Source organism: Caulobacter sp. GW821-FHT09B08 (assembly GCF_059418225.1).
In genome coordinates this window covers 278,630-303,644 of sequence record NZ_JBWKPL010000003.1, presented here as the reverse complement: position 1 = coordinate 303,644, position 25,015 = coordinate 278,630, and the positions used below count along the sequence as shown (strand labels likewise).

The window sequence follows — 25,015 nt, the reverse complement described above, 5'->3', positions numbered from 1 at the left end:
GGCGGGGCTATGCGGACGCCAGGCCACGCACCTCCGCCAGCGCCAGGTCCACCTCGGCGGGCGAGTTCATGATGCTGGGCGTGAGGCGCACGTGCTGGATCGCATAGGGCGCGGCCGAGGCGATGATCCGGCGGCGGCGCAGGCGGGCTACCGCGGCGTCGGTCGACAGGCCCTGGACGTCGAACGAGACGATGCCCGCCGACAGGCGCGGGTCGCGCGGCGTGACCAGGCGTACATGCGGCATGAGGGCCAGGCCGGCCTTCAGTTGGTCGGCCAGCTCGGTGGTGCGGGCCGCGACCCGGGCCTTGCCGATCTGCTCGTGGAAGTCGACGGCGGCCGGGATCGACCAGAGGTGCTCGAAGGCCTTGAAGCCGCCGGGCGACATCAGCGGACCGTCGGTGTTCTCCAGAAGGGGCGCATTGTTGATCCAGGCGGTCCAGGCGGCGCTGTCGACATAGCTGGGCACCGAGGGACGCAGGCGGGCCCAGCCCTGGGCGTTGGCGGCGATGATCCCGGTGCCGCGCGGCCCGAACAGCCACTTGTGGCAGCCGGCCATGAAGATGTCGCAGCCAAGGCTGGCCAGGGTGGCGTCCTGGTTGCCGAAGCCGTGCACGCCGTCGACGGCCAGGATGATCCGCTCGGGCTCCTGGCGCGTGGCGTTGACCTGGGCCAGGGCGGCCGAGATGGCGGGAAGGGGCAGCTTCAGGCCAGTGCTGGAATGCACCCAGGTCAGGGCGAAGACCCGGGTCTTGGGTGTGACCGCCGCCATCAGGCGGGCGACCATGTCGGCTTCCGACACGGTCTCGATGCGGTCGAAGAGGTCGATGCGCTTTACCGTCGAGCCGTTGCGCAGGGCGGCGCGGCGCAAGGATTCGTGGGTGACGTAGTAGTCCTGGTTGGTGGTGACGATCTCGTCGCCATAGCTCAGCTTCAGCCCGCCATAGACCAGGGCCGCGCCCAGGGTGGTGCTGTCGGTCAGGGCCACCTGGTCGCCCGGCAGGCCCAGATAGCGGCCGGCGGCGGCGCGGCTGTAGCCCTGCAGGCGGCGGTTGTTGTCCTCCAGATAGGTCACCGGCCGCCAGTCCAGCTCACGGCGGAACTGATCGATCGCCCGGCGCACCGGCAGCGGGTGGGTGGCGATCAGCATGGCGCTCATGTTGATCTCGTCCGGCGCGGTCTGGAACTGAGCCTTCACGGCGGTCCAGTCGGGCGGCGGCGGTGGAGGCGCGTCCGGCGACGACTGATAGGGGACCGGCGCGGCCGGCAGGGTCTGGGCCAGCGCGGGGCTGGCGGCCATCGCCAGGCCGCTGCCGAGCAGAAAATCCCTGCGCCCGATGCCCATCGTCTTGTCCCAGCCTTGTGGAGACAACGCGGGGCCGAGGGGATGCGTTCAGATCGCGGCTAGGCGCACTCGTCCAGCACGGGCTCGACGCTGTCCATGTCGGGCGCGGGGAAGGGGACCTTGAAGGTGAAGGCGTCGGGCGCGGGGCCGTTGGCCTCCAGCAGGGCCAGCCTGGCCTTGGCTTCGTCGATGGTGGGGCGGTGGCCGGCCGGGACCCACCACAGCACCATGTAGAGATCCATGTGCTCGAACCACTCGCGGCGGCGGCGCATGATGCGCACGTGGTCGCTGCGATAGACGTAGGCGCCCAGCGAGGGGATGTCGGTCCAGACCGACATGTTGATCGCCATCAACGGGTCTTCGAAGGGCTTGAGGTCCGTGGCGTCGCCGCCTTCGCCGGTCAGCCGCCAGACGAAGCCGGGCGAGGCCTCGGCCAGGGCGTTGATGGGCGCCAGGTTGTCGACGAAGTCCTTGATCATCGGATGGTCGACGGGCGCGCGCAGGCGGCCGAAATTGACCTGGGCCAGTTCGTATTTCGCGCTCATGGATCGCCTCCGCCCGTTTCATCGAACATGGGGCGGCGAAGCTACGGCGGAAGATGCGGGCAAAGAAAAAGCGCCGCTTCCAGGGAAGGGCGCTCTGCTCGCGGCTGGGGACACACGCATGCGTGTGTCCCCAATCGGTGTCGCTAGGCGATCTCGACGCGGTAGCTTTCGATGACCGTGTTGGCCAGCAGCTTGTCGCACATGGCCTTGACCTCGGCCTGGGCCTTGTCGGCGTCGGTCTCGGTGAGGTCGAACTCGATGGTGCGGCCCACCCGCACGCCCGAGACGTCGGCCCAGCCCAGCCCGTGCAGGGCGGCTTCGACGGCCTTGCCCTGCACGTCCAGGACGCCGGGCTTGAGGAACACTTGAACCTTGGCTTTCATGGTCACTCGCTCTAGTGCACGCCGCCTTGGATGACGGTGGGCATTTCCTTCATGATGCCGAGGCGGCGGGCCACCTCGGTGTAGCTTTCGATGACATTGCCCAGGTCGCGGCGGAACCGGTCCTTGTCCATCTTCTCGTTGGTGGCCGAGTCCCACAGGCGGCAGCTGTCGGGGCTGATCTCGTCGGCCAGGATCACGCGGCTGAAGTCGCCTTCGTAGATGCGGCCGAACTCGACCTTGAAGTCCACCAGGGTGATGCCGACGGCGCTGAACAGGCCGCTCATGTAGTCGTTCACGCGCAGGGCCATGGCCATCATGTCGTCGATCTCCTGGGTGGCGGCCCAGTTGAACGCGGTGATGTGCTCCTCGGAGACCATCGGGTCGCCCAGCTTGTCGTCCTTGTAGTAGAATTCGATGATCGAGCGGGGCAGGGGCGTGCCCTCGGCCAGGCCCAGGCGCGTGGCGATCGAGCCGGCGGCGATGTTGCGCACCACCACCTCGAGCGGGATGATCTCGACTTCCTTGATCAGCTGTTCGCGCAGGCCGATGCGGCGGATGAAGTGGTTCTGGACGCCGATGCCGTTCAGGCGCGTCATCATATATTCGCTGATGCGATTGTTGATCACGCCCTTGCCTTCGAGGATCGCCTTCTTCTGGGCGTTGAAAGCGGTGGCGTCGTCCTTGAAGTACTGGATCAGGGTGCCCGGTTCGGGACCCTCGTACAGGATCTTGGCCTTGCCTTCGTAGATCTTCTTGCGGCGGGTGGTCATGGCTCTCGTCGAGGCCCTTCTGGCTGCGGGCGCGCCCCTTACCTGAACACAGGTCCCCGGGAAAACTCCGGAGAAACGAAAAGCGCGCGCGGCCGATAGCTGCGCGCGACGTTCGACTCAAGGCCGCTCACGAAAAATGTCCCGCCGAAACTAGCCGAACGCGGCCTCTGGCGCAAACAGCCCTAGCCTCGTCCGCGGGATTGTGACCGGATCGGGGGTGCTGCGGCGTTGCTTCTGATTGCCGGGCGGCTCGCCACGGGATATGCAGCCGGCTCAAAGACTATTGGGGCTTTCATGACCACCTTCGACGAACGCGAACAGGGTTTCGAACGCAAGTTCGCGCTGGAGCAGGAACAGGAGTTCAAGGCGACCGCCCGTCGCAATCGCCTGCTGGGCGAATGGGCGGCCGAACTGATGGGGCTGGCGACCGTCGACGAGTACGCCCGCGCCGTCGTGAAGTCCGATTTCGAGCAGCCGGGCGACGAGGACGTGCTGCGCAAGGTCGCCGGCGACCTGAAGAGCTCGGGCGTCAATGTCGGCGAGGGCGAAGTCCGTCGCAAGATGGACGAACTGCTGGCCCTGGCCCGCGGCCAAATCGCCGCTGGCGAATAAAGTTCGCCGCCGGCGAATAAGGCTTCCGAGCTTCGGATGCTGAAAGGGCCGCCCCTCGGGGCGGCCCTTTTGCTTTTGTGGGCTACCAGACCCGCGAGCGGTCTTCCGGCTTGAGGTAGTAGGTCTCGCCGGCCTTGACGTCGAAGGCGTCGTACCAGGCGTCGATGTTGCGGGTCGAGCCGATCAGGCGGAACGACGAGGGCGCGTGCGGGTCCGACGCGATCTGCGACTTCAGCGCCTCGTCGCGCACCCTGTCCCGCCAGGACTGGCCATAGCCCAGGAAGAACCGCTGGTCGCCGGTCAGGCCGTCGATCACCGGCGCCGGCTTGCCGCCCAGCGAGGCGTGGTAGGCGTCCAGGGCGATGCGCAGGCCGGCCAGGTCGGCGATGTTCTCGCCCATGGTCAGCTTGCCGTTGACGAACGTGCCCGGCAGGGCCTCGTAGCCGTCGAACTGCTTGCCCAGGACGTCGGCCTCGGCGTTGAAGCGCTTGGCGTCCTCGGCCGTCCACCAGTCGCGCAGCGCGCCGCCAGCGTCGATCTTGCGGCCCTGGTCGTCGAAGCCGTGGCTGATCTCATGGCCGATGGTGGCGCCGATCGCCCCATAGTTCACCGCCGGATCGGCGGCGGGGTCGAAGTTGGGCGCCTGCAGATAGGCGGCCGGGAAGACGATCTTGTTCTGCAGGCCGCTGTTGTAGGCGTTCACGGTCTGCGGGGTCATCGACCACTTCTCGCGGTCGACCGGCTTGCCCAGATCGGCCAACTGGTAGGCCCACTCGAAGGCCCGGCTGCGCTTGACGTTGCCGTAGAGGTCGCCGGCGCTCAGCTTCAGGCGCGAATAGTCGCGCCACTTGTCCGGATAGCCGACCATCACCTGCATCTTCGACAGCTTGGCCAGGGCTTCGGTCTTGGTCGAGGCGCTCATCCACGGCGACTGCTGGATGCGACTGGCCATGGCGGTCTTCAGATTGCCGATCAGCACCAGCATCTGGGCCTTGGAGTCGGCCGGGAAGTGCTTTTGCACATAGGCCTTGCCGACCAGCTCGCCCAGGCTGCCGTCGACCAGCACCACGCCGCGCTTCCATCGCGGGCGCAGCACGGTCTGGCCGCTCAGGGCGGTGACATACTCGAAGCGGCTGTCGACATAGCGCTTGGAGAGATAGGGCGAGACCTCCATCAGGATGTGGACCGTCTGCCAGGCCTTGAGGGTCTCCAGCGGGGTCTCGTCCAGGATCGTGACGGTGTCCTTCACCGCCGACTTCTCGCCGACGATCACCTTGGAGACGGCCGGCACGCCCGCCGCCTTCAGATAGTCCGCCCAGGCGACCTGCGGCGCGAAGGCCTGCAGCTCGGCCATGGTCATGGGGTTGTAGGTCTTGTCGATGTCGCGGCGCTCGGCCCGGGGCCAGTTGGCCTTGGCGATGCGGGTCTCGAAGGCGATGACGGCGTCCGCGCCGGCGGCCGGATCGGGGTGGCCGCTCATCTTCAGGGCGCGCTCGGCGAAGGCCCGGTAGGCGTCCAGCTGCTTCTTGAAGCTGTCGTTCAGATAGTATTCGCGGTCGGGCAGGGTCAGGCCGCCGCCCTGGGTCAGGTAGAGGACGTTGATGTCGGGGTTCTTGGCGTCGGCGCTGACGTCGATGTCGACCAGCAGGCTGCCCAGCCCGCCCCGCGAGGCGCCCATGGCCTTGACGAAGGCAGCCTTGGTCTTGATCGCGTTCAGCTTGGCCAGGTCAGCCTTCAGCGGCTTGTCGCCGACCGCCTCCACCTTGGCCTCGTCCATGAAGCTCTTGTAGAGGGCGCCGATCTGGCTGGCGGCCGGGGCGGTCTCGATCAGGTCGCGCAGCTGCACCTGCGAGAGGTTGTAGATGTCTGTGGTCACGCCGGCCGAGGCCTGGTCGGGCGGGATCTGGGTCTTGGCCTCCCAGGCGCCGTTGACGTAGCGGTCGAAGTCATTGCCGGGCTTGATCGCGGTGTCGCCGTTGGTCAGGTCGACGCCCCAGGCGCCGTAGACCGGCTTGGCGGGCTCGGCCGCGAAGCCGGTGCTGGAAAAGGCGAGCGCCGAGACGGCGGCCAGCAGAACGATGCGCATACGGAAATGGTCTCCCCACAGGAGGGGCGATGCTGCCTCAGTTGGCCCGGCCGCGCAGATGAAAATGCCGTAATGTTCGCAAAAGGCGGTCGACCGCCTCCGACGAGCTCAGGCCAGCCAGTCGAGCAGTCGATTCCAGGCCTGCGCCTTCCGCTCGAACGACCACGCGGCGTGGGCGGGGCTGGAGGAGGGCAGGGCCAGGGTCGGAATGCGGTCGCCGACCAAACGCGCGCCCAGCTTCGCGGCCGTCCCGCCGTTGAAGGCCACGCCGCGCAGGGCGGGAAGGGTCTCGATCAGGGCCAGCAGGTCGTTGGCGGCGGGATCGCGGATGGCCGCGTCCAGGCTGCCGGGCCGCTCGGCCTCGCCGATCACGTCCCACAGGCCCACGCCCCGGGCCAGCAGGGCGGCGAGGCGATCTTCGTAGGCGAGAGGGACCAGAGGCGTGTCGAGCACGCCCTCCATCAGCCGCCAGAAGGCGTTGCGCGGATTGCCGTAGTACTGGGCGAGCGCCAGCGAGGCCTCGCCCGGCAGGCTGCCCAGGATCAGGACGCGGGTGGCCGCGTCCGTCACCGCCGGGAAGCCTGCCTTACGCAAGGGCTCAGGCCTGTTCGCCGAAGACCCGCTTGAAGATCACGTCGACGTTCTTGGTGTGGTAGCCGAAGTCGAACAGCTCCTCGAGCTCGGCGTCCGTCAGGGCCTTCGACACGATCGGATCGGCCTTCAGGAAGTCGATGAACCGGCCCTCGCCGCGCCACACCTTCATGGCGTTGCCCTGGACCGCCGCATAGGCGTCCTCGCGGCTGACGTCCTTGTGGGTCAGGGCCAGCATCACGCGCTGCGAGAAGACCAGGCCGCCCAGCTTGTCCAGGTTCTTGGCCATGTTGTCGGGATAGATGTTGAAGCGCTCGATCACGCCCGCCAGGCGGCGCAGGGCGAAGTCGAGGTGGATGGTGGCGTCCGGCCCGATGCCGCGCTCGACCGACGAGTGGCTGATGTCGCGCTCGTGCCAGAGGGCGACGTTCTCCATGGCCGGCACCACGGCCGAACGGACCAGGCGCGCCAGGCCCGTCAGGTTCTCGGTCAGGATCGGGTTGCGCTTGTGGGGCATCGCGGACGAGCCCTTCTGGCCCGGATCGAAGGGTTCTTCGGCTTCGAGGACTTCGGTGCGCTGCAGGTGGCGGATCTCGGTGGCCAGGCGCTCGATCGACGAGGCGACCACGCCCAGGGCGGCGAAATAGGCCGCGTGGCGGTCGCGCGGGATCACCTGGGTCGAGACCGGCTCGACGGCCAGGCCCATCTTGTCGGCCACGTGCTGTTCGACGCGCGGATCGACATTGGCGAAGGTGCCCACCGCGCCCGAGATCGCGCAGGTGGCGATCTCGAACTTGGCCATGGCCAGGCGCTCCTTGGCGCGCTGGAACTCGGCGTAATAGCCCGCCAGCTTCAGGCCGAAGGTGATCGGTTCGGCGTGGATGCCGTGGCTGCGGCCCACGCAGACGGTCATCTTGTGCTCGAGGGCCCGGCGCTTCAGCGCGGCCAGGACCAGGTCGACGTCTTCCAGCAGCAGGTCGGTGGCGCGCGACAGCTGCACGGCGAAGCAGGTGTCCAGCACGTCGCTGCTGGTCATGCCTTGGTGCAGGAAGCGCGCTTCGGGGCCGACGATTTCCGACACGTGGGTCAGGAAGGCGATGACGTCATGCTTGGTGACCCGCTCGATCTCGTCGATGCGGTCGCTGTCCCAGACCGCGTCGCGGCCCTTTTCCCAGATCGTCTGGGCGGCCAGCTTGGGGATCACCCCCAGCTCGGCCATGGCGTCGGCGGCGTGGGCCTCGATCTCGAACCAGATCTTGTACTTGGTCTGGCTGGACCAGATGGCGGCGGCTTCGGGGCGGGAATAGCGCGTGATCATGGGCCGGGCGTTTGGTCCCGTCCGAGGGGGGAGTCAAGGGAAGGGGATTATTACTTGGCCCGGAATGTCGGCCCGTTCGGGCGCGGTTCGTCCTCGATATGGAACGGGCGGGTCCGCCGGGCCGCTCCCATACCCTAGGCGAGGAAAGGACGAGGCTATGAAGGTCACCCAGCACCTGTGGTTCGAAAAGGACATGGAGGCGGCGGTCCGCTTCTATGTCGACCTGATCCCGGGCTCGACGCTCGAGGGCCTCTCGGCGGTGATGGGCGACAACCCGTCCGGCCCGGCCGGCAGCGTGCGGATCGCCAGCTTCACCCTGGGCGGCCAGAACTACATGGCCATCGAGGCCGGGCCGCTGGACCCGTTCAACCACAGCTTCTCGATCATGGTCGAGTGCGACACGCAAGGTGAACTCGACCGGCTGTGGGACGCGCTCAAGGACGGCGGCTCGGTGGAGGAGTGCGGCTGGCTGAAGGACCGCTGGGGTCTGTCCTGGCAAATCGCCCCGACACGGCTGCGCGAGCTGATGGAAGACCCCGACCCGGCCGTCGTGCGGCGGGTGACGGAGCAGATGCTGAAGATGGTCAAGCTGGACATCGCGCCGCTGGAAGCCGCGGCGCGGGGTTAGGGGCGGCCTATGCTTTCTCCTCACCCGCTGTGCGGATGAGGAGGAAAGGGCTCTATCCCTAGCGGATAGCGATCAGAGCTCAGCGATTTCAATCGCTTGAACTTTTTCGACCTAACTTATCCCCCTCGCTTGGGCCTGCCGTATCCTGATGTCACCTGAAGGCACGGGAAGGGCGCGAGGCCAGCGACCGAAGCGGCTTTCAGGGGTGGACGCGCGGGGTCCTCTTCGGCTTCGGCCGGAGGGAGACTGAAAAAGAGGGCGAGGGACGTAAGCTCGCCCATCAGGGTCTTCGCTGGAAGGCTCCGCCCGTCGTGGGGTTCGCTCCGGTCCTCGTTAGGCTCACTCCCGCCTCTGAACTCAAGCGGTGCACAGATCCAGGAGGAAACACCGGGTGGGGTGAAGGGCGGAAAAGGCCCGCGCGCCCCGGCCTTGCGGATAACGGTTCCACGCGAAGCGCACGGACTTCGTCGAAACGGTACACATACTGCAAATCCTCCGGGCGAGGCCCGGGCGCTTCGCACCCTTCCCAACCAGCTCATGGCCAGATTGGCGTGAGAGCACACCCACTTGCCCCCACCTGACCGCTTCGCGGTCTGTCCGCCCCGTAGGGGGCGGAGGACGTCGCGTTCACGCACCTCCGTGTCCTCTTCCCCCTCCGGGGGAAGGAGGGCCGAAGGCTCGAAGGGGGCAAGTGGTCGCCGAACGAGAAAGGACCTTACCCCTGCACCCCCGCTCGTTCCCGCATGTGCTTGACCATGCCGATCGCCGCCAGGGCGTAGTGCAGGGCGGCCCAGCCGTAGAAGCACAGGGTGATGATGACGCCTTGCTGGGTGGCCCGGGCCATGGCGCCGTGGCAGGCCTTGGCCAGGTCGGCGGGCGAGCCCTTGGGGGCCAGGCCGCCGGGGCACTGGGCGGTGAAGCTGGCCGCGCCGGGGTCGGTGAAGGAACCGCCCAGGGCCTGGAAGATCGAACTCACCCCCGGATGGTTGAAGTGGAACCGCGCCAGGTGGTCGATCAGCCAGCCGGTGAACACCGGCCCGCCGCCCAGGGCGATCAGGTTCAGGAAGAAGAACAGCAGGGCCGTGGCCGTGGCCCGGCGGCGCGGCTCCACCGAGTTCTGGACGACGCCGAAGGTCGGGGCCAGGTAGGTGTAGTGGAAGATGCCCGGGATCAGCAGGATCAGGGCGGTGGTCTGCCAATTGGTCTGCAGATAGGCGGCGATGTAGATCGGGGTGCAGACCGCCAGGCCGATGGCCGGCACCAGGGCGTACCATTTGGCGCTGCGCTTGCCCGACCAGTCGGTCAGGAAGCCGCCGACCAGGGTGCCGACCCCGGCCGAGAAGCCGCCCACCAGGCCGACGATCAACCCGACCTGGGCCAGGCCCAGACCAAAGTTGCGGATGAAGTAGGGCGGCACGAACGCATTGGCCCCGTAAGAGCCGAACGAGGCGATGGTCACGCCCAGCATCATGTGCAGGACGGGCCACTTGCCGAACAGCACCTTCAGCACGGCCCAGATCTCGGCGAATTCGTTGGCCAGGGAGAAGGCCGGCTTGGCGGGCTCCACCACCACGTCCTCGGCTTCGAGGGGGCGCTCCTTGATTTCCGAGTGTCCGCGCGGCGGCTCCTTGACCACCAGCTTGACGATCAGGGCCAGCAGGATGCCCGGCAGGCCCACGATCACGAAGGCCACGCGCCAGCTGAACTCCTGGGCCAGCCAGCCCCCGGCCACCGCCCCGAACATCGTGCCCAGCGGGATGCCGAACGAATAGATCGACAGGGCCGAGGCGCGCTTCTTGGGCTCGTAATAGTCGCTGATCAGCGAGTGGGACGGCGGCGAGCAGCCGGCCTCGCCCACGCCCACCCCGAAGCGGTAGAGGGCCAGTTGGGCGAAGCTGGCGGCGCTGCCGCACAGGGCCGTGAAGCCCGACCAGATCACCAGCGACACCGAGATGATCGTCACCCGGTTCCAGCGCTCGGCCATGCGGGCGATGGGGATGCCCAGGATCGTGTAGAGCAGGGCGAAATAGAGCCCGCCCAGCAGGCCCAGCTGGGTGTCGGTGAGTTTGAGGTCAACCTTGATGGCCTGGCCGATGGTGGCGATGATCGTGCGGTCGATGAAGTTGAAGGTGTAGGTGGCGAGCAGAAGCCCCAGCACCGTGGCCTTGTAGCCGTTCGAGTACAGCGGCGTTGCGCCGCCGGCCGTCTTCGCCTGCGCCATCCCGGGCCTCTCCCTTCAAACATTTGTTCTAATCGTTGGGCCGACCATAGACGTAAGGGAAGCGGCAGCGCCAGAGGGGAAATCGAGGCCGTTTCCAGACCGCCAGATGAACGCCAGACAACGACAGCGCTCATGCCCGTTCAGGCGGAGGGGCCTTCAATGGCGTCATGGCCGCGCCAGACGGTCGTTATGCCAAACCCAACATGGGAGGTCGCTCATGCAGGCCCTGTCCCTTACCCGCCCCGAGCCCGTCGGACGCTCGGCCCAGATCGTCAGCTTCGCCGAGCTCAATCGGGCGCGGTCGCTGCGCGCCCTGGCCCGCGATCCGGGCGCGCCGGCCGAGGTCCATCCCTGGGCCTATGCCTTTCCGCGACCCTTGGTCGACGAAAGCGAAAATCGGTAGCCCGGCGGGCGTTGTTCCCGGCGGGCGGGCGCGCTAAGCCCAGGCGTCCGTTGTTCGCCCAGGGAGACCGCCATGGAAATCGTCGTCGGCACCAAGAAGTGGTCCAGCTGGTCGCTGCGTCCGTGGCTGGCGCTCAAGCGTACGGGCCAGCCCTTCAAGGAGACCGTGGTCGAACTGCGCCAGGGCGAGGCCTCGGACGCCGAGATCGCCAAGCACTCGCCCAGCCGCCTGGTGCCGGTGCTGAAGGACGGCGACCTGGCGATCTGGGACTCGCTGGCGATCTGCGAATATCTGGCCGACAGGTTCCCGGACGCGGGCCTGTGGCCGGCCGATCCCGCCCTGCGAGCCTTGGCCCGCGCCGCCGCGGCCGAGATGCATTCGGGCTTTTCGTCCCTGCGCGGCGAGTGTCCGATGGCCCTGGAGGAGACCCCGCGCCACGTGGCGATCTCCGAGGCCACCCAGAAGGACGTGCGCAAGATCGTCGAGCGCTGGAACCAGCTGCTCAAGCGCTCGGGCGGGCCGTTCCTGCTGGGCGAGTGGTCGATCGCCGACGCCTTCTACACCCCGGTCGCGACCCGTTTCCGCACCTACGGGATCCACCTGTCGGACTACGGCGACACCGGAGCCGCCGGCGCCTATTGCGAGCGCCTGCTGGAGACGCCGGAATTCCTGGCCTGGGAAGCCGACACCTAAACCTATTCGGCCGGCCCGGCCGCCGGGCGGAAGGTCGGGTGCCGGCCCGGCCGCCGCTCGACCTCGCGTTCCAGGGCCACGGCGTTGATCAGCTCGCCCTGCGGGGTGACGATCGGGAAGACGTCGATGGCGCAGAGATAGGCTTCGCCGGACTTTCGGTAGTTCACCAGGGTGGTGGAATGGCGCTCGCCGTTGCGCAAAGCCCGCGCCAAACGCTTGCGCGCGGCCAAACTCGTGCCGGGACCCTGAAAAATGCGAGGATTTTTTCCCAGGATTTCGGCCCGATCGAAGCCGGTCATGCGCTCAAACGTTGTGTTCACATACAGGATGTGGGGACCCGGCGGCGCCAGCAATCCATCGGTCAGCACGACCCCGATATCCAAGTTATCGGCCAGGGCCGCGATGAGCTGACGCAAAGGCATACTGTATTCCGAGGCTTAGCCGTGCGTAACCATACACCGATTGAGTTTTGAAGCGCCATAAAATCTAAATTAATCTGTCATTAATTATTTGAATTGTGACAAGCCTTTACATTTAAAGGGTTCTTGTTTCCTCCATGAGTTGTGGCAACACGTTGTTTTTTAATTAGGGCGCCGTTAACCTTCGTCAGGCCTAAAGCTCGCATCAACTGCACCTATCTCGGGACGGCGACGATGTTTTCAGGTCATGGCAAGGCGCGGCAGGCCGACGCGCGACGCGTCCAGGACCTGGAGGCCCAGGTCGCGGCTATGGATCGCTCGCAGGCGGTGATCGAGTTCACGCTGGACGGCACGATCCTGGGGGCGAACGCCAACTTCCTGGGCGCGCTGGGCTATACGGCCAGCGAGATCGAGGGACGCCACCACAGCCTGTTCGTGCCGCCGGGCGTCGCCCAGAGCGCCGAGTACCGGGACTTCTGGGCCACGCTCAATCGCGGCGAGTTCGTCGCGGCCAAGTTCCTGCGGATCGGCAAGGGCGGCAAGGAGATCTGGATCCAGGCCTCCTACAACCCCGTGCTCGACAAGACCGGCAAGCCCTACAAGGTCATCAAGTTCGCCACCGACGTCACCGAGGTCGAACTGGAGCGGACGCGGGGCGAGGCGCAGCGCCAGCAGGCCGAGGCCGAGCAGGGCGCGGTGGTCTCGGCCCTGGCCGAAAGCCTGGGCCGCATGGCGCGGGGCGACCTGACCGCCGACATCCACGCCCCGTTCGAAGGCCGCTTCCAGCAGATCAAGAGCGACTTCAACACCACCATCGACAGCCTGCGCCGCGCCATGGGGGCCATCGCCTCGGCCACCGACGGCCTGCAGGCCGGCTCGGACGAGATCGCCGCGGCGTCGGACGACCTGTCGCGCCGCACCGAGCAGCAGGCCGCCAGCCTGGAAGAGACCGCCGCGGCCCTGGACGAGCTGACCGCCACGGTCCGCCGCAGCGCCACGGGCGCCAGGGAGGCGTCCAACGCCGCTTCCGCCGCCCGCGAGGAGGCCACCAAGTCCGGCGTGGTCATGCGTGAGGCCGTCGCCGCCATGGGCGAGATCGAGCAGAGCTCGGGCCAGATCACCCAGATCATCGGCGTCATCGACGAGATCGCCTTCCAGACCAACCTCCTGGCCCTGAACGCGGGCGTCGAGGCGGCTCGCGCCGGCGAGGCCGGTCGCGGCTTCGCGGTCGTGGCGCAAGAAGTGCGGGCCCTGGCCCAGCGTTCGGCCGAGGCGGCCAAGGAGATCAAGACCCTGATCGCCAGCAGCACCGCCCAGGTCTCGCGCGGCGTCCAGCTGGTGGGCGACACCGGCCAGGCCCTGAACGGCATCGCCGGCAAGGTCTCGCAAATCGACGTGCTGATCTCCGAGATCGCCCAGTCCTCGCAGGAGCAGGCCACGGGCCTGGCCCAGGTCAATTCGGCCATCAACCAGATGGACCAGGTGACCCAGCAGAACGCCGCCATGGTCGAGGAGGCCACCGCCGCCGCCTCGAACCTGCGCAGCGAGGCCGGCGAGCTGGGCCGGATGGTCGCGCGGTTCGACACCGGCCGGGGCCAGGCGGACGGCCGCCCGATGGCCCGGTCGCGCGCCGCCTAGTCCCCGGCGGGGAACATCGCGAAATAGGGCTCGGCTTCTTTCAGCACCCGCTGGAATGAAGGCCGGGTCAGCAGGCGGTTGAAATAGGCCCTCACCGTCGGGTGGGCGTCCGTCAGGGGCGCCACCTTGTCGGCATAGAACAGGGCCGGGGCGGCCGCGCAGTCGGCCAGGCCGAACGCCTCGCCCGCCGCCCAGGTCCGGCCGGCCAGCTCGGTCTCCAGCAGGTCGTAGGCCATGGCCAGCTGGGCGCGAGACTGGGCCACGCCGTAGGGATCGCGGGCCTCGGCGGGCCGGATGCGGTCGGCGACGATCGCCTGCATCGGCGTCATCACATAGAGGTCGAACAGGCGGTCCATCAGCCGAGCGCGGCGCGCGCCTTCCGGATCGTCGGGAATGAACCGCACGGGGCCGGGATAGGTCTCGTCCAGGTACTCGATGAGGATCGAGGTCTCCGGCACGGTGCGGCCGTGGGCCGTATCGACCAGCAGCGGCATCTTGGCCGTGGGCCACAGCGCCTTGAACGCCGCGACGACCGCCGGATCGCTCAGATCGACCAGCCGCGCCTCGAACGGCGTGTCGTTCTCATAGAGGGCGATCAGCGCCTTCCAGCAGTAGGACGACAGCGGATGCATGTGCAGCGTCAGGGACATGGGCGGCCTCGTCTTTCTGGGGCGCTTCTTGGGGCGCGCTCCGACCTCAGCCCGGCGCGGGGTGATCTTTCTTCCAGACGGCGTAGGCGTCCAGCGCCTTCTTCGGGCTGGTGTTGAACCAGGAATAGCCGTTGCGCCGCTCCAGGGTCAGTTCGTTGACGTCGTCGTGGATGGTCTTGTCGCGGTCGCCGAAGATCGGGGTGTTGCCGGCGGCGGCGTAGTAGCGCGCCCAGATGGGGCCGGCGCCGGGCTTGGCGACCAGGCGGCGGCCGCCCTCGGTGTCCTTCCCGCCGGTCCAGGCCTGGTCGTAGATGGCGTTGGCGGCCAGGTAGTCGGCGCCGGCGTGCACCGCCGCGACCAGGGCGGGCGAGGGCTTGGGCAGGCTCATCAGATAGACCAGGAGGTCGGCGCTCTCTTCGGTCGACAGCTCGGCCGGCTCGAAGTTGCGGCCCGCCACCGGCTTCAGGGTCAGGGCGTCGTGCTGCTGGGCCCAGATGGTGCGCTTGCCGTCGACCACCACCTGGGTGGCCAGGACGACGGCCACGGCGCGCTCGGCGGCGGCGCCGGCCAGCTTGCGCAGGTCGGCCGGGGCGAAGGCGTAATCACCTTGCGCGTTCGCGACGTCGGTCAGCAGCTCGGCGGCCTCGGTGACGGCGTCGTCGTTATAGGTAACGGCGTCGTGATAGCCGCCCTCCAGCGGCCAGACCTGGGGCCAGCCGCCGTTGGGGAACTGTGCGGCCAGCAGGTAGCGGACGCCGCGCAGGAAGCTGGCCCGCCAGGCCTCGACCTCCTTGCCTGGGGCCTGGCCGGCGACGCGGGCCAGGAACCGCAGCTCGGTGATGGTGGCGTCGTTGTCCAGCGTGCCGACATAGTTCCAGTGCGGGTCGCGCGGCGTGTCGAAGTCGTCGGCGGCCAGGTACTTGGAGACGTTGTCGGGGGCGTAGGGCTGGCCGGGCTGGCGCAGGGCGCCGGTGCGCGGCTGGTTCTTGCTCCAGCCGCCGGCCGGGGTCTGGAAGCTGACGATGACGTCGGCCACGTGGCGGGCCTCGGGCGTGGCGTACCAGGCCGCGTCGCGGTCCAGCGGCATGGCCTTGGGGCCGCCCGGACCCTCTTCGGGCGGCGGCGGCGCGGGTTGGCCGGGCTTCAGCTCGGCGGCCAGGGCGGCGCGATCGGCCAGATTCTGCTTCTCCGAGCGCGCCAGATAGGCCGCCCAGACGTCGCGGTCCTTGGCCGGCAGCGCCTGAATTCGCGCGGCGGTGATCGGCGGGGCCGGGGTGTTGGTTCCGACGACGGCGGCCTGGGCGGCGCCGCACATCAGGGCCAGGACCAGGGCGGCGGACAGGGGGCGCAGGGGCATGGAAACGATCCGGTCTCGGCCGAACTGGGCCGTCGGCGGAACGTCCGCCCAAACCCTGTCGCGCGCACCCCATTTTTCCGGCGGGTTTACGGCCGGCGCCGAAGCGGCTTTGATCGCCGCGAAGGGGAGCGGTGCATGGCGGCGTCGAGCGCGGCGGAGATTTCGACCGAGGAGTTCGCCGATCCGCTGGTCGGCCGCATCGTCGCGTTCGTCCGCGAGATCGGAATTCCCGTCGAGGTCGCCGCGCTGGACGGCGAGACCTTCCTGCCCGGGGTGGCGGTGGTCGAGGGACGGCTACGGGTCGATCCCGGGCGTCTCATCTGGCCGGGTGACCTGCTGCACGAGGCCGGCCATGTCGCGGTCGGCGATCCGACCCGCCTGGAAGACGGTGTGTCCGACGACCCCGGCGAGGAGATGGCCGCCCTGGCCTGGTCGTACGCCGCGGCCGTCCATCTGGGCCTGGACGCCTCGGTGCCGTTCCACGAGGGCGGCTATCGCGGCGAGGGTTCGGCGCTGGCCGAGAGCTTCAGCCAAGGCGGCTACGTCGGAGCGCCACTATTGGCCTGGTGGGGACTGACCCTGGAGCCCCACCGCGCCAAGGCGGCAGGCGTCCCGGGCTATCCTCATATGCTGGCCTGGCGGCGAAGGTAGGCGGCGGACCTAGGGCAGGTGCGGCCCGACGCGGGCGTGCAGCAGCGTCACCAGGTCGGGATCCATGAAGGCGTAGTCGTCGGGGATGTCCAGGCAGATCACCCGCGCCTTCAGATGGCGCTTGAACCGTTTGGACAGCTTGGCGCGATGGGTCTTCTCCATCACGAAGATCACGTCGGCCCAGGCCACCAGCTCGCCCGTCAGCGGGTTCTCGGCGTCCTGATTGGTCCCAGCGGAGTCGACTTCGAGATCCGTGCGGGTCGCGAATACCTGCTCGGCGGTCGGGCTGCGCAGCTTGTTCTGGCTGCAGACGAACAGGACCTTCTTCAACGGGGACCTTAAGCCGCCGCGAAGTCGCGGTGCATGGACAGGCCGCTCTGGCTGATCGGCAGGACGAAGCTGACCGTGGTGCCTTCGCCGGGGGTGGAGGTCATTTCCAGCGCGCCGTCGTGCATCTCGACCAGCGACTTGGTCAGGGCCAGGCCCAGGCCCGTGCCCTGGGTGGTCTTGGCGTGCTGGCTCTCGACCTGCTCGAACGGCTTGGCCAGGCGGGCCAGGTCCTCGGCGGCGATGCCGATGCCGGTGTCGGTGACCGAGACGCGGACCCGCTCGCCCAGCGGATCGCGGCGCACCTCGGCCCGCACGGTCACGCGGCCGGCGCGGGGGGTGAACTTGATGGCGTTCGACAGCAGGTTCAGCAGCACCTGCTTGACCGCGCGATAGTCGGCCTCGACCTCGGGCAGGGTAGGGAAGTCGATCTCCAGCTTCAGCCCGGCGGCCTCGGCGCGATTGCGCACCAGCCGCACGGCGTCCTCGGTGACGTCTTCCAGGTGCAGGGGCTCGAACTTCAGGTTCATCTTGCCGGCCTCGATCTTCGACATGTCCAGGATGTCGTTGATCAGGGCCAGCAGGTGCTGGCCGGAGTTGTGGATGTCGAGGCTGTAGCCCTTATAGCGCTGGTCGCCCAACGGGCCGAACATCTCGTTCATCATGATCTCGGAGAAGCCGTTGATGGCGTTCAGCGGCGTGCGCAGCTCGTGGGACATGTTGGCCAGGAACTCGCTCTTGGCCTTGTTGGCGCCCTCGGCCTTGACCTTCTCCATCTCGTACTTGCGGGCCAGTTCGGCCAGCTGTTCCTGGCTACGTTCCAGGCCCGTGACGGCGTACTGCAGCTGCTCCTCGTTGAGGCGGCGGGCCTCTTCCTGGTTCTTGATCGCGGTGATGTCGGCGGCGGTCATCACCAGGCCGCCTTCGGCCGTGCGGCGCTCGCTGATCTGGATCCAGCGGCCGTCGTTCAGCTCGGCCTCGCGCACGCCCTTGGCGCCGTCTGGGGCGGGCTGGTCGTGCTTGATGGCCAGGGCCGCGAAGCGGTTGACCTCGTTGCGCGGCGCGCCCGGCTTGAGCAGCTTGGGCTCGAGGTTGAAGACGTTGCGGTAGTTGCGGTTGCACATCAGCAGCCGGCCCTGGCGATCCCAGAGCACGAAGGCTTCCGACACGCTCTCGATGGCGTCGCGCAGGCGGTTCTCGGCGGCCTGGGCGCGGGCTTGGGCCAGGCGCTCCTCGGTGACGTCCAGCGCCACGCCGATGATCCGCGAATAGCCGTCCTCGCCGGGCTTGCCGAACCCCTGGCCGCGGGCGTCGATCCAGATGGCGCGGCCGCCGTCGCGCGACGGCACGCGGAACGACACGTCGAACGCGCCGTAGGTGGCCGCGTTGGCCAAGGCTTGGCGGACCTTGTCGCGATGGTCGACCGACACGCGGTCCAGTAGCTCCTGGCCGCCCACCACGCCGCCGCCGCCCCAGCCGAACATCGCGCCGGTGACGTCGGACATGAACACCTGGTCGGCGCCCAGCTCCCATTCCCAGATGCCGCAGCGGGCGGCCTCGACGGCCAGGCGGAAGCGCTGTTCGCTGTCGACGAATTCGCGCTGGGCGCGCTCGACCCGGCGGCTCTGCACCATCAGCATCAGGGCCAGGGCGATGCCGACGGCCAGCGGGGCCAGCAGCGAGAAGGCGCCTTCCATCAGGGCCTGGTCGGCGTTGGCCACGGTGCGCGAGCGGGCGCCGGCGGCGGCCAGCAGGGCGCCCTGGGCCAGGGGCTGGACGGCGAGATCGAGGGCCTGGCCGTCCAGCGACTGGCCGCGCAGGGCCGCGGCGCCGTCGCCCAGGTCCTCGACCGAGACGGCGAAGGCTTCCTTCAGGGTGGTCGCGCCCTGGATCGGGCGGCCGGCGGCGGCCAGGATCTGGCCGTCGGCCGTCATCAGCGCGCCGACGGCGCCCTTGGCCGGCTGGGCGATCAGGCGGGCGGGGTCGCTGGAGGCGATGACGAAGCCGCGTCCGCCTGAAACGGGCACGGCGACGGCGACATAGAGGCGGCCGGTGGTTCCGCCGCCGATCCACTGGCTGCGGCCCGAGGCGCCGGCGGCGCGGGCCGCGGATTTCCAGTCGGCGGCCGGGTCGCGGCCGGCGACGGCCAGCACGTCGGAGGGGCCGATCACGGCGACGGCCATGGCCTCGCCGCCGGCCGCGCGCAGGGCGGTCTCGGCCGCGTCGATGGGCGCGCCGGGATCGCGCTGCAGAAGGTCGGAGGCGGCCGAAAGGCCGGCGCGCTGGGCAGCCAGATTGGTCTCGGCCGCGGCGGCCACCAGCTTGGCCTGGGCCGCGAGCGGCGCGCCGCCGGGCGGGATGCTGGCCTCTTCCTTGAGGCGGTTGACGCCGAAGGCGGTATAGACGGCCAGCAGCAGCAGGGCGGCCAGGATCGCCAGGCGCACATAGGCCTGGGACGGCGACTGCGCGGCGCGCGAGCGGGTCGCGCCCGCCGCCGAAAAGCCGGCTCCCGCCAGCCTCCCGGTTCTCGCCCCGCCACGCTCCAACGCTCGATGCTCCCGCAAGCTTCAGCGAGTCACTTCGCCGACATGGTGAATCTACCGCAGCCGGAAGGCCCGCGTCACCGCAGAACCGAGGTTTCGACAGGGGATGAGCCCTTTAGTCGCAACCCCGATACCGAGGAATCACACCACGCTCACCGCCTTCGCGCGGCCAAACGTCAGTCCAGCGCCCGCGACACCAGTTCCAGCACGTTCTTCGACAGGCCGGCGTGGTCGCGGATGCGTTCCAGCTGGCCGCGCATCAGGGCGCCCAGTTCCGGCACGTAGCGACGCCAAGCGCCCAGCGGTTCGACCAGTCGGGCGGCGGTCATCGGGTTGAAGCCGTCGACGCCCAGGATCTGGTCGGCCAGGAATTCGTAGCCGGCGCCGCTGGGGTCGTGGAACCGGGCCGGATTGCCGCTGGCGAAGCCCTGGACCAGGGCCCGCAGGCGGTTGGGATTGCCGGCGTCGAAGTCGGGATGGGCGGTCAGGGCCAGGATGCGGCCGATGGCGCCGTCGCCCGGGTCGCGTGACTGGACGGCGAACCACTTGTCCAGCACCAGCGGCTCCTCGCGCCATTGGGCATGGAAGGCGGCCAGGGCCTTTTCGGCGGGCTCGCCGCCGATGGTCACCAGGGCCGACAGGGCGCCCATGGCGTCGGTCATGTTGGCGGCGCTGTCGAAGTGACCGACGATCCGCTCGACATTGACCGCGTGCGGGTCGGCCGCCAGCAGGTCGCAGCAGCCGTTGCGCAGGGCGCGCTTGCCGGCCGCGCGGGCGTCGGCCGAGAACTCGCCGCCGCTCTGCAGGTCGCCGTGCAGGCGGCGCAGCAGGTCGCCCAGGTGGACGGCCATGACGGTCTTCAGATGGTCGCGCGCGGCGTGGATCGCGGCCGGATCGACCGGCTCGACGGCCAGGCTGAGGTCGCCCTCGGTGGGCAGGGCCAGCAGCAGGGCCTTGAAGGCCGGGTCGGAGGCGTCGTCGACCAGCGCGCGGCCCAGGGCGTCGGCATAGCGCTCCTCGCCGACCTCGTCGGGCCGTCCGGCCGCACGGCCCAGGATCAGCTCGCGGGCCAGGGTCTGGCCGGCTTCCCAGCGGTTGAAGAGGTCCGGGTCGGCGGCGAACTGAACGTAGCGGTCGACCGGCCGGGTGTCGGTGGTCAGGTTCACCGGCGCGGAGAAGCCGCGCAGGGCCGAGATCACCGGGGCCTGGTCGACGCCTTCCCAGCGCAGGGTCTTGGTCGGCGTATCAAGCAGCACGACCTCGCTGTCCCGCAGCACCTCGCCGTCGCCGGCCAGCAGGCCGATGGTCACCGGCACGGGCAGGGGATGCTTGATCGGCTGGCCGTTGGTGGGGGCGGTGGCCTGGGTCAGGGTGATCTCCAGCGCCCCCGCGGCCTCGTCATAGGCGTGGGTCAGCGACACCGCCGGGGTGCCGGCCTGTTCGTACCAGGCGAAGAAGTCGCTCATGTCTCGGCCCGAGGCGTCGGCGAAGCAGGCGATGAAGGCCTCGACCGTGGTGGCTTCGCCGTCATGGCGCTCGAAGTAGAGATCCAGGCTCTTGCGGAAGGTTTCCGCGCCCAGGATCGTCTTGAGCATCCGGATCAGTTCGGAGCCCTTCTCGTAGATCGTGGCCGTGTAGAAGTTGTCGATCTTCAGATAGCTGTTGGGGCGCACCGGGTGGGCCAGGGGACCGGCGTCCTCGGCGAACTGACGGGCGCGCAGGGCTTTCACGTCCTTGATCCGCTGGACGGCCTCGCCGCGCATGTCGGCGCTGAAGCTCTGGTCGCGGAAGACGGTCAGGCCTTCCTTCAGGCACAGCTGGAACCAGTCGCGGCAGGTGATGCGGTTGCCGGTCCAGTTGTGGAAGTATTCGTGGGCGACGACGCTCTCGATGCGCTCATAGTCGAGGTCGGTCGCCGTCTCGGGCGCGGCCAGCAGCAGGGAGCTGTTGAAGATGTTCAGCCCCTTGTTCTCCATGGCCCCGAAGTTGAAGTCGCGCACGGCGACGATCATGAACAGGTCCAGGTCGTATTCGCGGCCGAACGCTTCCTCGTCCCACTTCATCGAGCGCTTGAGGCTGTCCATGGCGTAGGCGCCGCGGGACGCCATGCCGGGATCGACGAACACCTTCAGGGCCACGGTGCGGCCGCTCATGGTGACGAAGCTGTCCTCCAGCACGTCCAGCTCGCCCGCCACCAGGGCGAACAGATAGGCCGGCTTGGGGAAGGGGTCGTTCCAGACGGCGTAGTGGCGGCCCTCCGGCTGGGTGGAGTCGACCTCGCCGCCTTCCCACAGATTGCCGTTGCTCAGCAGCCAGGGGAACGCCGCGTCGGCCTCGATCCGCACGGTGTAGCGGCTCAGCACGTCGGGCCGGTCTGGGAAGAAGGTGATGGTCCGGAAACCTTCCGCCTCGCACTGGGTGCAGAAGCGGCCGCCTGACATGTACAGGCCCATCAGCGCCTTGTTGGACGACGGATCGATCTCGACCTCGGTGGTCAGGACGAAGCTGTCCGGGACCTGATGGATCGTCAGGCCTTCGCCGTCGAGGCTGTACTGGTTGGCGCTCAACGCCTGGCCGTCGATCGCCGCCGAGATCAGCTTCAGCCGCTCGCCGTTGAGGAACAGCGGCTCGCCCGGCTCGCCGGTCCGTTTGATTGTCAGCGTCGCCTTCACCCGCGTGGCGCTGGGGTCCAGCTGGAAGTCCAGTTCGGTGGTCTCGATGGCGAACGGGAACGGGCGATAGTCCGAGAGCCGGACGGGCTGGGGCGTGTCGGTGCGCATGGGGTCAATGTAGGCGGAGGACGCTCCGGCGGCGAGAGGTCACGCGAGATAAGTAGTGACCGCAATGACCCTGCTTTCGGTATGGACTTTGTTCCGGATCAAAGTGGCGCGGTCGATCCGGTCGCATCCCCTGTCGCGAAGACGCCGCCCGACGCGGCGCCCCGAGACGAGGGATATCCGATGACCGTCACCCGCTGCGCCTTGATCGTGGCCGCCGGCCTGCTGACCGCTTCCGCCGCCCAGGCCCAGGAGGCCTTCGTGCCCAAGGCCAAGGGAACCTGGATGCTGAACGTGCGCGCCACCGACGTCAGCCCCGACGCCGGCGACCCGATCCTGACCGCCGCCGGCGCGGCCTCGGGCCTGGAGGCCAAGGTGTCGGATGACGTCATGCCGACCATCGGCCTAAGCTACTTCCTTACCGACAAGATCGCCGTCGAGGTGATCGCCGGCACGACCCGCCACACGGTCAGCGCCGTGGGGCCGGGAACCGATGTCGACGTCCACAAGACCTGGGTGCTGCCGCCGGTGGTCTCGGTACAGTACCACCCCTTTCCGGCCGCCCGGTTCAGCCCCTATGTCGGGGCGGGCGTGAACTACATGATCTTCTACGGCGACAAGGACTTGAACGGTTTCAAGGTCAAGCTGGACGACGGCTTCGGCTACGCCCTGCAGGCCGGCGCCGACTACGCCCTGACCGGCCGCTACAGCCTCAATGTCGACGTCAAGAAGGTGTGGTTCGAGACCGACGCCAGCATCAACGACGGGGCGCTGAAGTCGAAGGTGAACCTGGACCCGTGGGTGGTGTCGGCGGGCGTGGGCTATCGCTTCTAGGCGAGCGCTCCGCCAACGACTAGACAGGGCCGGACCGGAGGCGGGGCGGCGATGTCCAATCGGGAATGCGGTGCGTGCGGCCAGTGCTGCAAGCTGATCGGCGTGCGCGAGCTGGAGAAGGCTCCGCACGTCTGGTGCCGCTACTACAAGCGCGACAAGGGCTGCGGGATCTACGAGGTCCGCCCCCAGGGCTGCGCCGACTTCGCCTGCGACTGGCTGCTGGACGACCGGCTGGACGAGGCTTGGCGGCCCGACCGCAGCGGCTTCGTGCTGCACGCGGGCGAGGGCGGTCGGATCATCAATGTCGAGCTGGACCCGACCCAGCCCACGGCCTGGCGACGGGCGCCGTTCGAGGCCACCCTGCGCGGCTGGGCCAGCGCGGGGGCGGCCGACGGGCTGGAGGTGCTGATCTGGGTCGGCCGCCGCTGCTGGCGCCTGGCGCCGAACGGCGGCGAGATCGACCTTGGCGTGGTGCGTCCGCCGGTCGAATTCGCCTCGCACAGCCGCTTGCGCCGGCCGGGCTCGGGGCGCGACTGGCCGCCTCGCGAGGACGCCGCTCCTACCTGAACTGTTCTTCACTTGAACGCCGTCCCGATCCCGCCAAAGCTCGATCCAGCTTTCGGGGGATCTGAGTCCATGTCGTCCACTGACGTTTCGCCATCGGCCACGGGCCTGGACATCGGTTCGCGCCGGTTTCTTCATCCCGGCATGTTGCGATGGCTGCGCTGCCTGGGATGGGCCGTGCTGCTGTTCTTCATCTTCGGCCTGGTCGACGCGGCCGGCTCGATCCTGCCGGAGAAGCTGTTCGCGGGACAGGGAGCGCTGAACGCCTTGGCGACCCTGGCCATCTGCCTTGCGGGCTTCGGGCTTTACGCGGGGCTGGTCCGTCTGGCCGAAGCGCGATGGCCGTCCGAACTGGCGCTGCGTCCGGCCGTCGTGGAACTGACGATCGGTCTCGTGATCGGGGCGGCCATGTTGAGCCTGGTGGTGGCGCTGCTCGCGGTGTCGGGTCTCTACGAGGTGAGCGGCCCGCGCGCGTCCTCGCCCTGGAGCATGGTCAGCATCGGCATCGTCTCGGGTTTCATGGAGGAACTGATCTTCCGCGCCATCGTCCTGCGCCTGCTGATGCGGGCGTTCGGCGCCTGGCCGGCTCTGGCGCTTTCGGCGGCGCTGTTCGGGGCCCTGCATCTTTCAAACCCGAACGCTACCCCAACGGCGGCCATCGCCATCGCCATCGAGGCCGGCCTGATGCTGGCGGCCTTCTACATGCTGACAGGGCGTCTCTGGATGTCGGTGGGCGTCCACGCGGCCTGGAACTTCGCCCAGGGCTGGATCTGGGGCGCGCGGGTGTCGGGCATCGAGGTCAAGGAAAGCCTCTATCTCAGCGCCCCCAAGGCCGGCGCTCCGGACTGGCTGAGCGGAGGAGCCTTTGGTCCCGAGGCTTCGGTTCCCGCCATGGTCGTCGGCACCGGCGTGGCGATCGTGGTGCTGTACTGGGCCTGGAAGAAGGGGAACTTCAAGGCGCGGAGCGACGCTCCGGCGCCGGTCGCCGAGGTGTTCTCCTAGCCGGCCTCGACGATGCCCGGCGCCTCGGCGGCGGCGGGCACCTCGTGCAGGGCGCGCTCGATGGCCGAGGCGCGCTGGGCCAGGGCCACGAGGGCCGGCGGCGCGTCTTCCGGATGGTCGGCGGCCAGCTCGATCAACTGGCGGGCCAAGGCGTGCAGCTGCGGCGCGGCGGCGATCAGCCGGGCCTGGAATTCGATCTTGCGCGGGTCGCGGTCATACTCGGCCCCAGGCGTGCGCCAGCCGCCCCAGTCGTTGGGGTCGGTGACCACCACCGGATAGGTGCCGGGATAGGGGTGGTGCAGGCAGTCGCTCTCCTGCTGCCACTTGTTGCGAGCCCGCAGGATGCGCCAGTTGGCGACCGCCGCGCCGCCGTCCTCGTCGACGCGGTCCTCGGGCTTCAGCTCATGGGCCTGGAATTCGCGGCCCAGGCCCACGTCGTAGGTGACGCGCACGGGCTCGTCGAAGCCCTTGGCCCAGATCGGCACGATCTTCTCGATCGTCGCCCAGGCGCCGACGCTTTCGACCCACACCTTCTGGTTCCGCTGGAAGACGGTCTTGGCCACGCACGCGTTCTCGTTGATTCAGAGACCGCCATAAGAACCTTAAATCCTTGACGCGAGGTCAATCTTTCCAGCGGACGAACGATCGTTCATCGTGCCTC

General features: G+C 68.6%; 24 protein-coding genes. 9 read left to right on the top strand and 15 right to left on the bottom strand.

Features of this window, described 5'->3' with window-relative positions:
- Positions 1–7 precede the first annotated feature (7 nt).
- The 4 genes from AC07OA_RS12060 to purC form a co-directional block, all read right to left on the bottom strand.
- Positions 8–1,342, bottom strand: a complete 1,335-nt coding sequence (locus AC07OA_RS12060) for an aminotransferase class V-fold PLP-dependent enzyme (RefSeq protein WP_494664048.1) — start codon at positions 1,340–1,342, stop codon at positions 8–10.
- Between the two features lie 59 nt (positions 1,343–1,401).
- Positions 1,402–1,887 (bottom strand): DUF3291 domain-containing protein, encoded by a 486-nt coding sequence (locus AC07OA_RS12055; protein WP_494664047.1) that lies wholly within the window; start codon positions 1,885–1,887, stop codon positions 1,402–1,404.
- A 143-nt stretch (positions 1,888–2,030) separates the two neighbouring features.
- Positions 2,031–2,270: a phosphoribosylformylglycinamidine synthase subunit PurS gene (purS, locus tag AC07OA_RS12050; RefSeq protein WP_494664046.1), complete on the bottom strand. Its 240-nt coding sequence runs from the start codon at positions 2,268–2,270 to the stop codon at positions 2,031–2,033.
- A gap of 11 nt (positions 2,271–2,281) precedes the next feature.
- The gene (gene purC, locus AC07OA_RS12045) at positions 2,282–3,040 is read right to left on the bottom strand and encodes a phosphoribosylaminoimidazolesuccinocarboxamide synthase (RefSeq protein WP_494664045.1); all 759 of its coding nucleotides are present in this window, start codon (positions 3,038–3,040) and stop codon (positions 2,282–2,284) included.
- Positions 3,041–3,334: 294 nt separating this feature from the next.
- Between purC and AC07OA_RS12040 the strand changes: the two genes are divergently transcribed.
- A complete protein-coding gene (locus AC07OA_RS12040) occupies positions 3,335–3,652 on the top strand; it encodes a DUF1476 domain-containing protein (protein WP_494664044.1) in 318 nt (105 codons plus the stop codon).
- Between the two features lie 82 nt (positions 3,653–3,734).
- Here AC07OA_RS12040 and AC07OA_RS12035 read toward each other — a convergent pair whose 3' ends face one another.
- From AC07OA_RS12035 to purB, 3 genes are all read right to left on the bottom strand, one after another.
- Positions 3,735–5,738, bottom strand: coding sequence for a M13 family metallopeptidase (locus tag AC07OA_RS12035; RefSeq protein WP_494664043.1), 2,004 nt, complete (start codon positions 5,736–5,738; stop codon positions 3,735–3,737).
- A 108-nt stretch (positions 5,739–5,846) separates the two neighbouring features.
- Entirely contained in the window at positions 5,847–6,332 is a 486-nt protein-coding gene (locus AC07OA_RS12030; protein ID WP_494664042.1) for a DNA-deoxyinosine glycosylase, read from the bottom strand.
- Between the two features lie 4 nt (positions 6,333–6,336).
- Positions 6,337–7,647: an adenylosuccinate lyase gene (purB, locus tag AC07OA_RS12025; protein ID WP_494664041.1), complete on the bottom strand. Its 1,311-nt coding sequence runs from the start codon at positions 7,645–7,647 to the stop codon at positions 6,337–6,339.
- A gap of 157 nt (positions 7,648–7,804) precedes the next feature.
- Here purB and AC07OA_RS12020 point away from each other — a divergent pair, with 157 nt between their 5' ends.
- On the top strand, positions 7,805–8,275 hold the full coding sequence (locus tag AC07OA_RS12020) for a VOC family protein (protein WP_494664040.1): 471 nt from the start codon (positions 7,805–7,807) through the stop codon (positions 8,273–8,275).
- A 715-nt stretch (positions 8,276–8,990) separates the two neighbouring features.
- On the opposite strand, the gene AC07OA_RS12015 is transcribed toward AC07OA_RS12020, so the two are convergent.
- Positions 8,991–10,496: a spinster family MFS transporter gene (locus tag AC07OA_RS12015; RefSeq protein WP_494664039.1), complete on the bottom strand. Its 1,506-nt coding sequence runs from the start codon at positions 10,494–10,496 to the stop codon at positions 8,991–8,993.
- 217 nt (positions 10,497–10,713) lie between these two features.
- Here AC07OA_RS12015 and AC07OA_RS12010 point away from each other — a divergent pair, with 217 nt between their 5' ends.
- Together AC07OA_RS12010 and AC07OA_RS12005 are read left to right on the top strand one after the other, a co-directional pair.
- Positions 10,714–10,899, top strand: coding sequence for a hypothetical protein (locus AC07OA_RS12010; protein WP_494664038.1), 186 nt, complete (start codon positions 10,714–10,716; stop codon positions 10,897–10,899).
- A gap of 72 nt (positions 10,900–10,971) precedes the next feature.
- Complete coding sequence (locus AC07OA_RS12005) at positions 10,972–11,592, top strand: glutathione S-transferase family protein (RefSeq protein WP_494664037.1); 621 nt, start codon at positions 10,972–10,974, stop codon at positions 11,590–11,592.
- 2 nt (positions 11,593–11,594) lie between these two features.
- Here AC07OA_RS12005 and AC07OA_RS12000 read toward each other — a convergent pair whose 3' ends face one another.
- Positions 11,595–12,014 carry a PAS domain-containing protein gene (locus AC07OA_RS12000; protein ID WP_494664036.1) on the bottom strand — a complete coding sequence of 140 codons (420 nt, stop codon included), beginning with the start codon at positions 12,012–12,014 and terminating at the stop codon, positions 11,595–11,597.
- A 231-nt stretch (positions 12,015–12,245) separates the two neighbouring features.
- Between AC07OA_RS12000 and AC07OA_RS11995 the strand changes: the two genes are divergently transcribed.
- Positions 12,246–13,649 carry a methyl-accepting chemotaxis protein gene (locus AC07OA_RS11995; protein WP_494664035.1) on the top strand — a complete coding sequence of 468 codons (1,404 nt, stop codon included), beginning with the start codon at positions 12,246–12,248 and terminating at the stop codon, positions 13,647–13,649.
- Here AC07OA_RS11995 and AC07OA_RS11990 read toward each other — a convergent pair.
- Positions 13,646–14,299 carry a glutathione S-transferase family protein gene (locus AC07OA_RS11990; RefSeq protein ID WP_494664034.1) on the bottom strand — a complete coding sequence of 218 codons (654 nt, stop codon included), beginning with the start codon at positions 14,297–14,299 and terminating at the stop codon, positions 13,646–13,648. The two genes, AC07OA_RS11995 and AC07OA_RS11990, sit on opposite strands and share 4 nt — an antisense overlap.
- A gap of 46 nt (positions 14,300–14,345) precedes the next feature.
- On the bottom strand, positions 14,346–15,656 hold the full coding sequence (gene pelA / locus AC07OA_RS11985) for a pectate lyase (RefSeq protein ID WP_494664033.1): 1,311 nt from the start codon (positions 15,654–15,656) through the stop codon (positions 14,346–14,348).
- Positions 15,657–15,791: 135 nt separating this feature from the next.
- Here pelA and AC07OA_RS11980 point away from each other — a divergent pair, with 135 nt between their 5' ends.
- Positions 15,792–16,307 carry a hypothetical protein gene (locus AC07OA_RS11980; protein ID WP_494664032.1) on the top strand — a complete coding sequence of 172 codons (516 nt, stop codon included), beginning with the start codon at positions 15,792–15,794 and terminating at the stop codon, positions 16,305–16,307.
- A 9-nt stretch (positions 16,308–16,316) separates the two neighbouring features.
- Here AC07OA_RS11980 and AC07OA_RS11975 read toward each other — a convergent pair whose 3' ends face one another.
- The 3 genes from AC07OA_RS11975 to pepN form a co-directional block, all read right to left on the bottom strand.
- Positions 16,317–16,637, bottom strand: coding sequence for a low molecular weight protein tyrosine phosphatase family protein (locus tag AC07OA_RS11975; RefSeq protein ID WP_494664031.1), 321 nt, complete (start codon positions 16,635–16,637; stop codon positions 16,317–16,319).
- An 8-nt stretch (positions 16,638–16,645) separates the two neighbouring features.
- Positions 16,646–19,180 carry a cell cycle histidine kinase PleC gene (pleC, locus tag AC07OA_RS11970; RefSeq protein ID WP_494664030.1) on the bottom strand — a complete coding sequence of 845 codons (2,535 nt, stop codon included), beginning with the start codon at positions 19,178–19,180 and terminating at the stop codon, positions 16,646–16,648.
- Between the two features lie 173 nt (positions 19,181–19,353).
- A complete protein-coding gene (gene pepN / locus AC07OA_RS11965; RefSeq protein WP_494664029.1) occupies positions 19,354–21,957 on the bottom strand; it encodes an aminopeptidase N in 2,604 nt (867 codons plus the stop codon).
- A 180-nt stretch (positions 21,958–22,137) separates the two neighbouring features.
- On the opposite strand from pepN, the gene AC07OA_RS11960 reads away from it, so the two are divergent.
- The 3 genes from AC07OA_RS11960 (at position 22,138) to AC07OA_RS11950 (ending at position 24,354) form a co-directional block, all read left to right on the top strand.
- Positions 22,138–22,788 carry an OmpW/AlkL family protein gene (locus AC07OA_RS11960; RefSeq protein ID WP_494664028.1) on the top strand — a complete coding sequence of 217 codons (651 nt, stop codon included), beginning with the start codon at positions 22,138–22,140 and terminating at the stop codon, positions 22,786–22,788.
- A 51-nt stretch (positions 22,789–22,839) separates the two neighbouring features.
- Positions 22,840–23,355 (top strand): YkgJ family cysteine cluster protein, encoded by a 516-nt coding sequence (locus tag AC07OA_RS11955; protein WP_494664027.1) that lies wholly within the window; start codon positions 22,840–22,842, stop codon positions 23,353–23,355.
- A gap of 69 nt (positions 23,356–23,424) precedes the next feature.
- On the top strand, positions 23,425–24,354 hold the full coding sequence (locus AC07OA_RS11950) for a CPBP family intramembrane glutamic endopeptidase (RefSeq protein ID WP_494664026.1): 930 nt from the start codon (positions 23,425–23,427) through the stop codon (positions 24,352–24,354).
- On the opposite strand, the gene AC07OA_RS11945 is transcribed toward AC07OA_RS11950, so the two are convergent.
- A complete protein-coding gene (locus tag AC07OA_RS11945; protein ID WP_494664025.1) occupies positions 24,351–24,917 on the bottom strand; it encodes a hypothetical protein in 567 nt (188 codons plus the stop codon). The two genes, AC07OA_RS11950 and AC07OA_RS11945, sit on opposite strands and share 4 nt — an antisense overlap.
- Between the last annotated feature and the right edge of the window lie 98 nt (positions 24,918–25,015).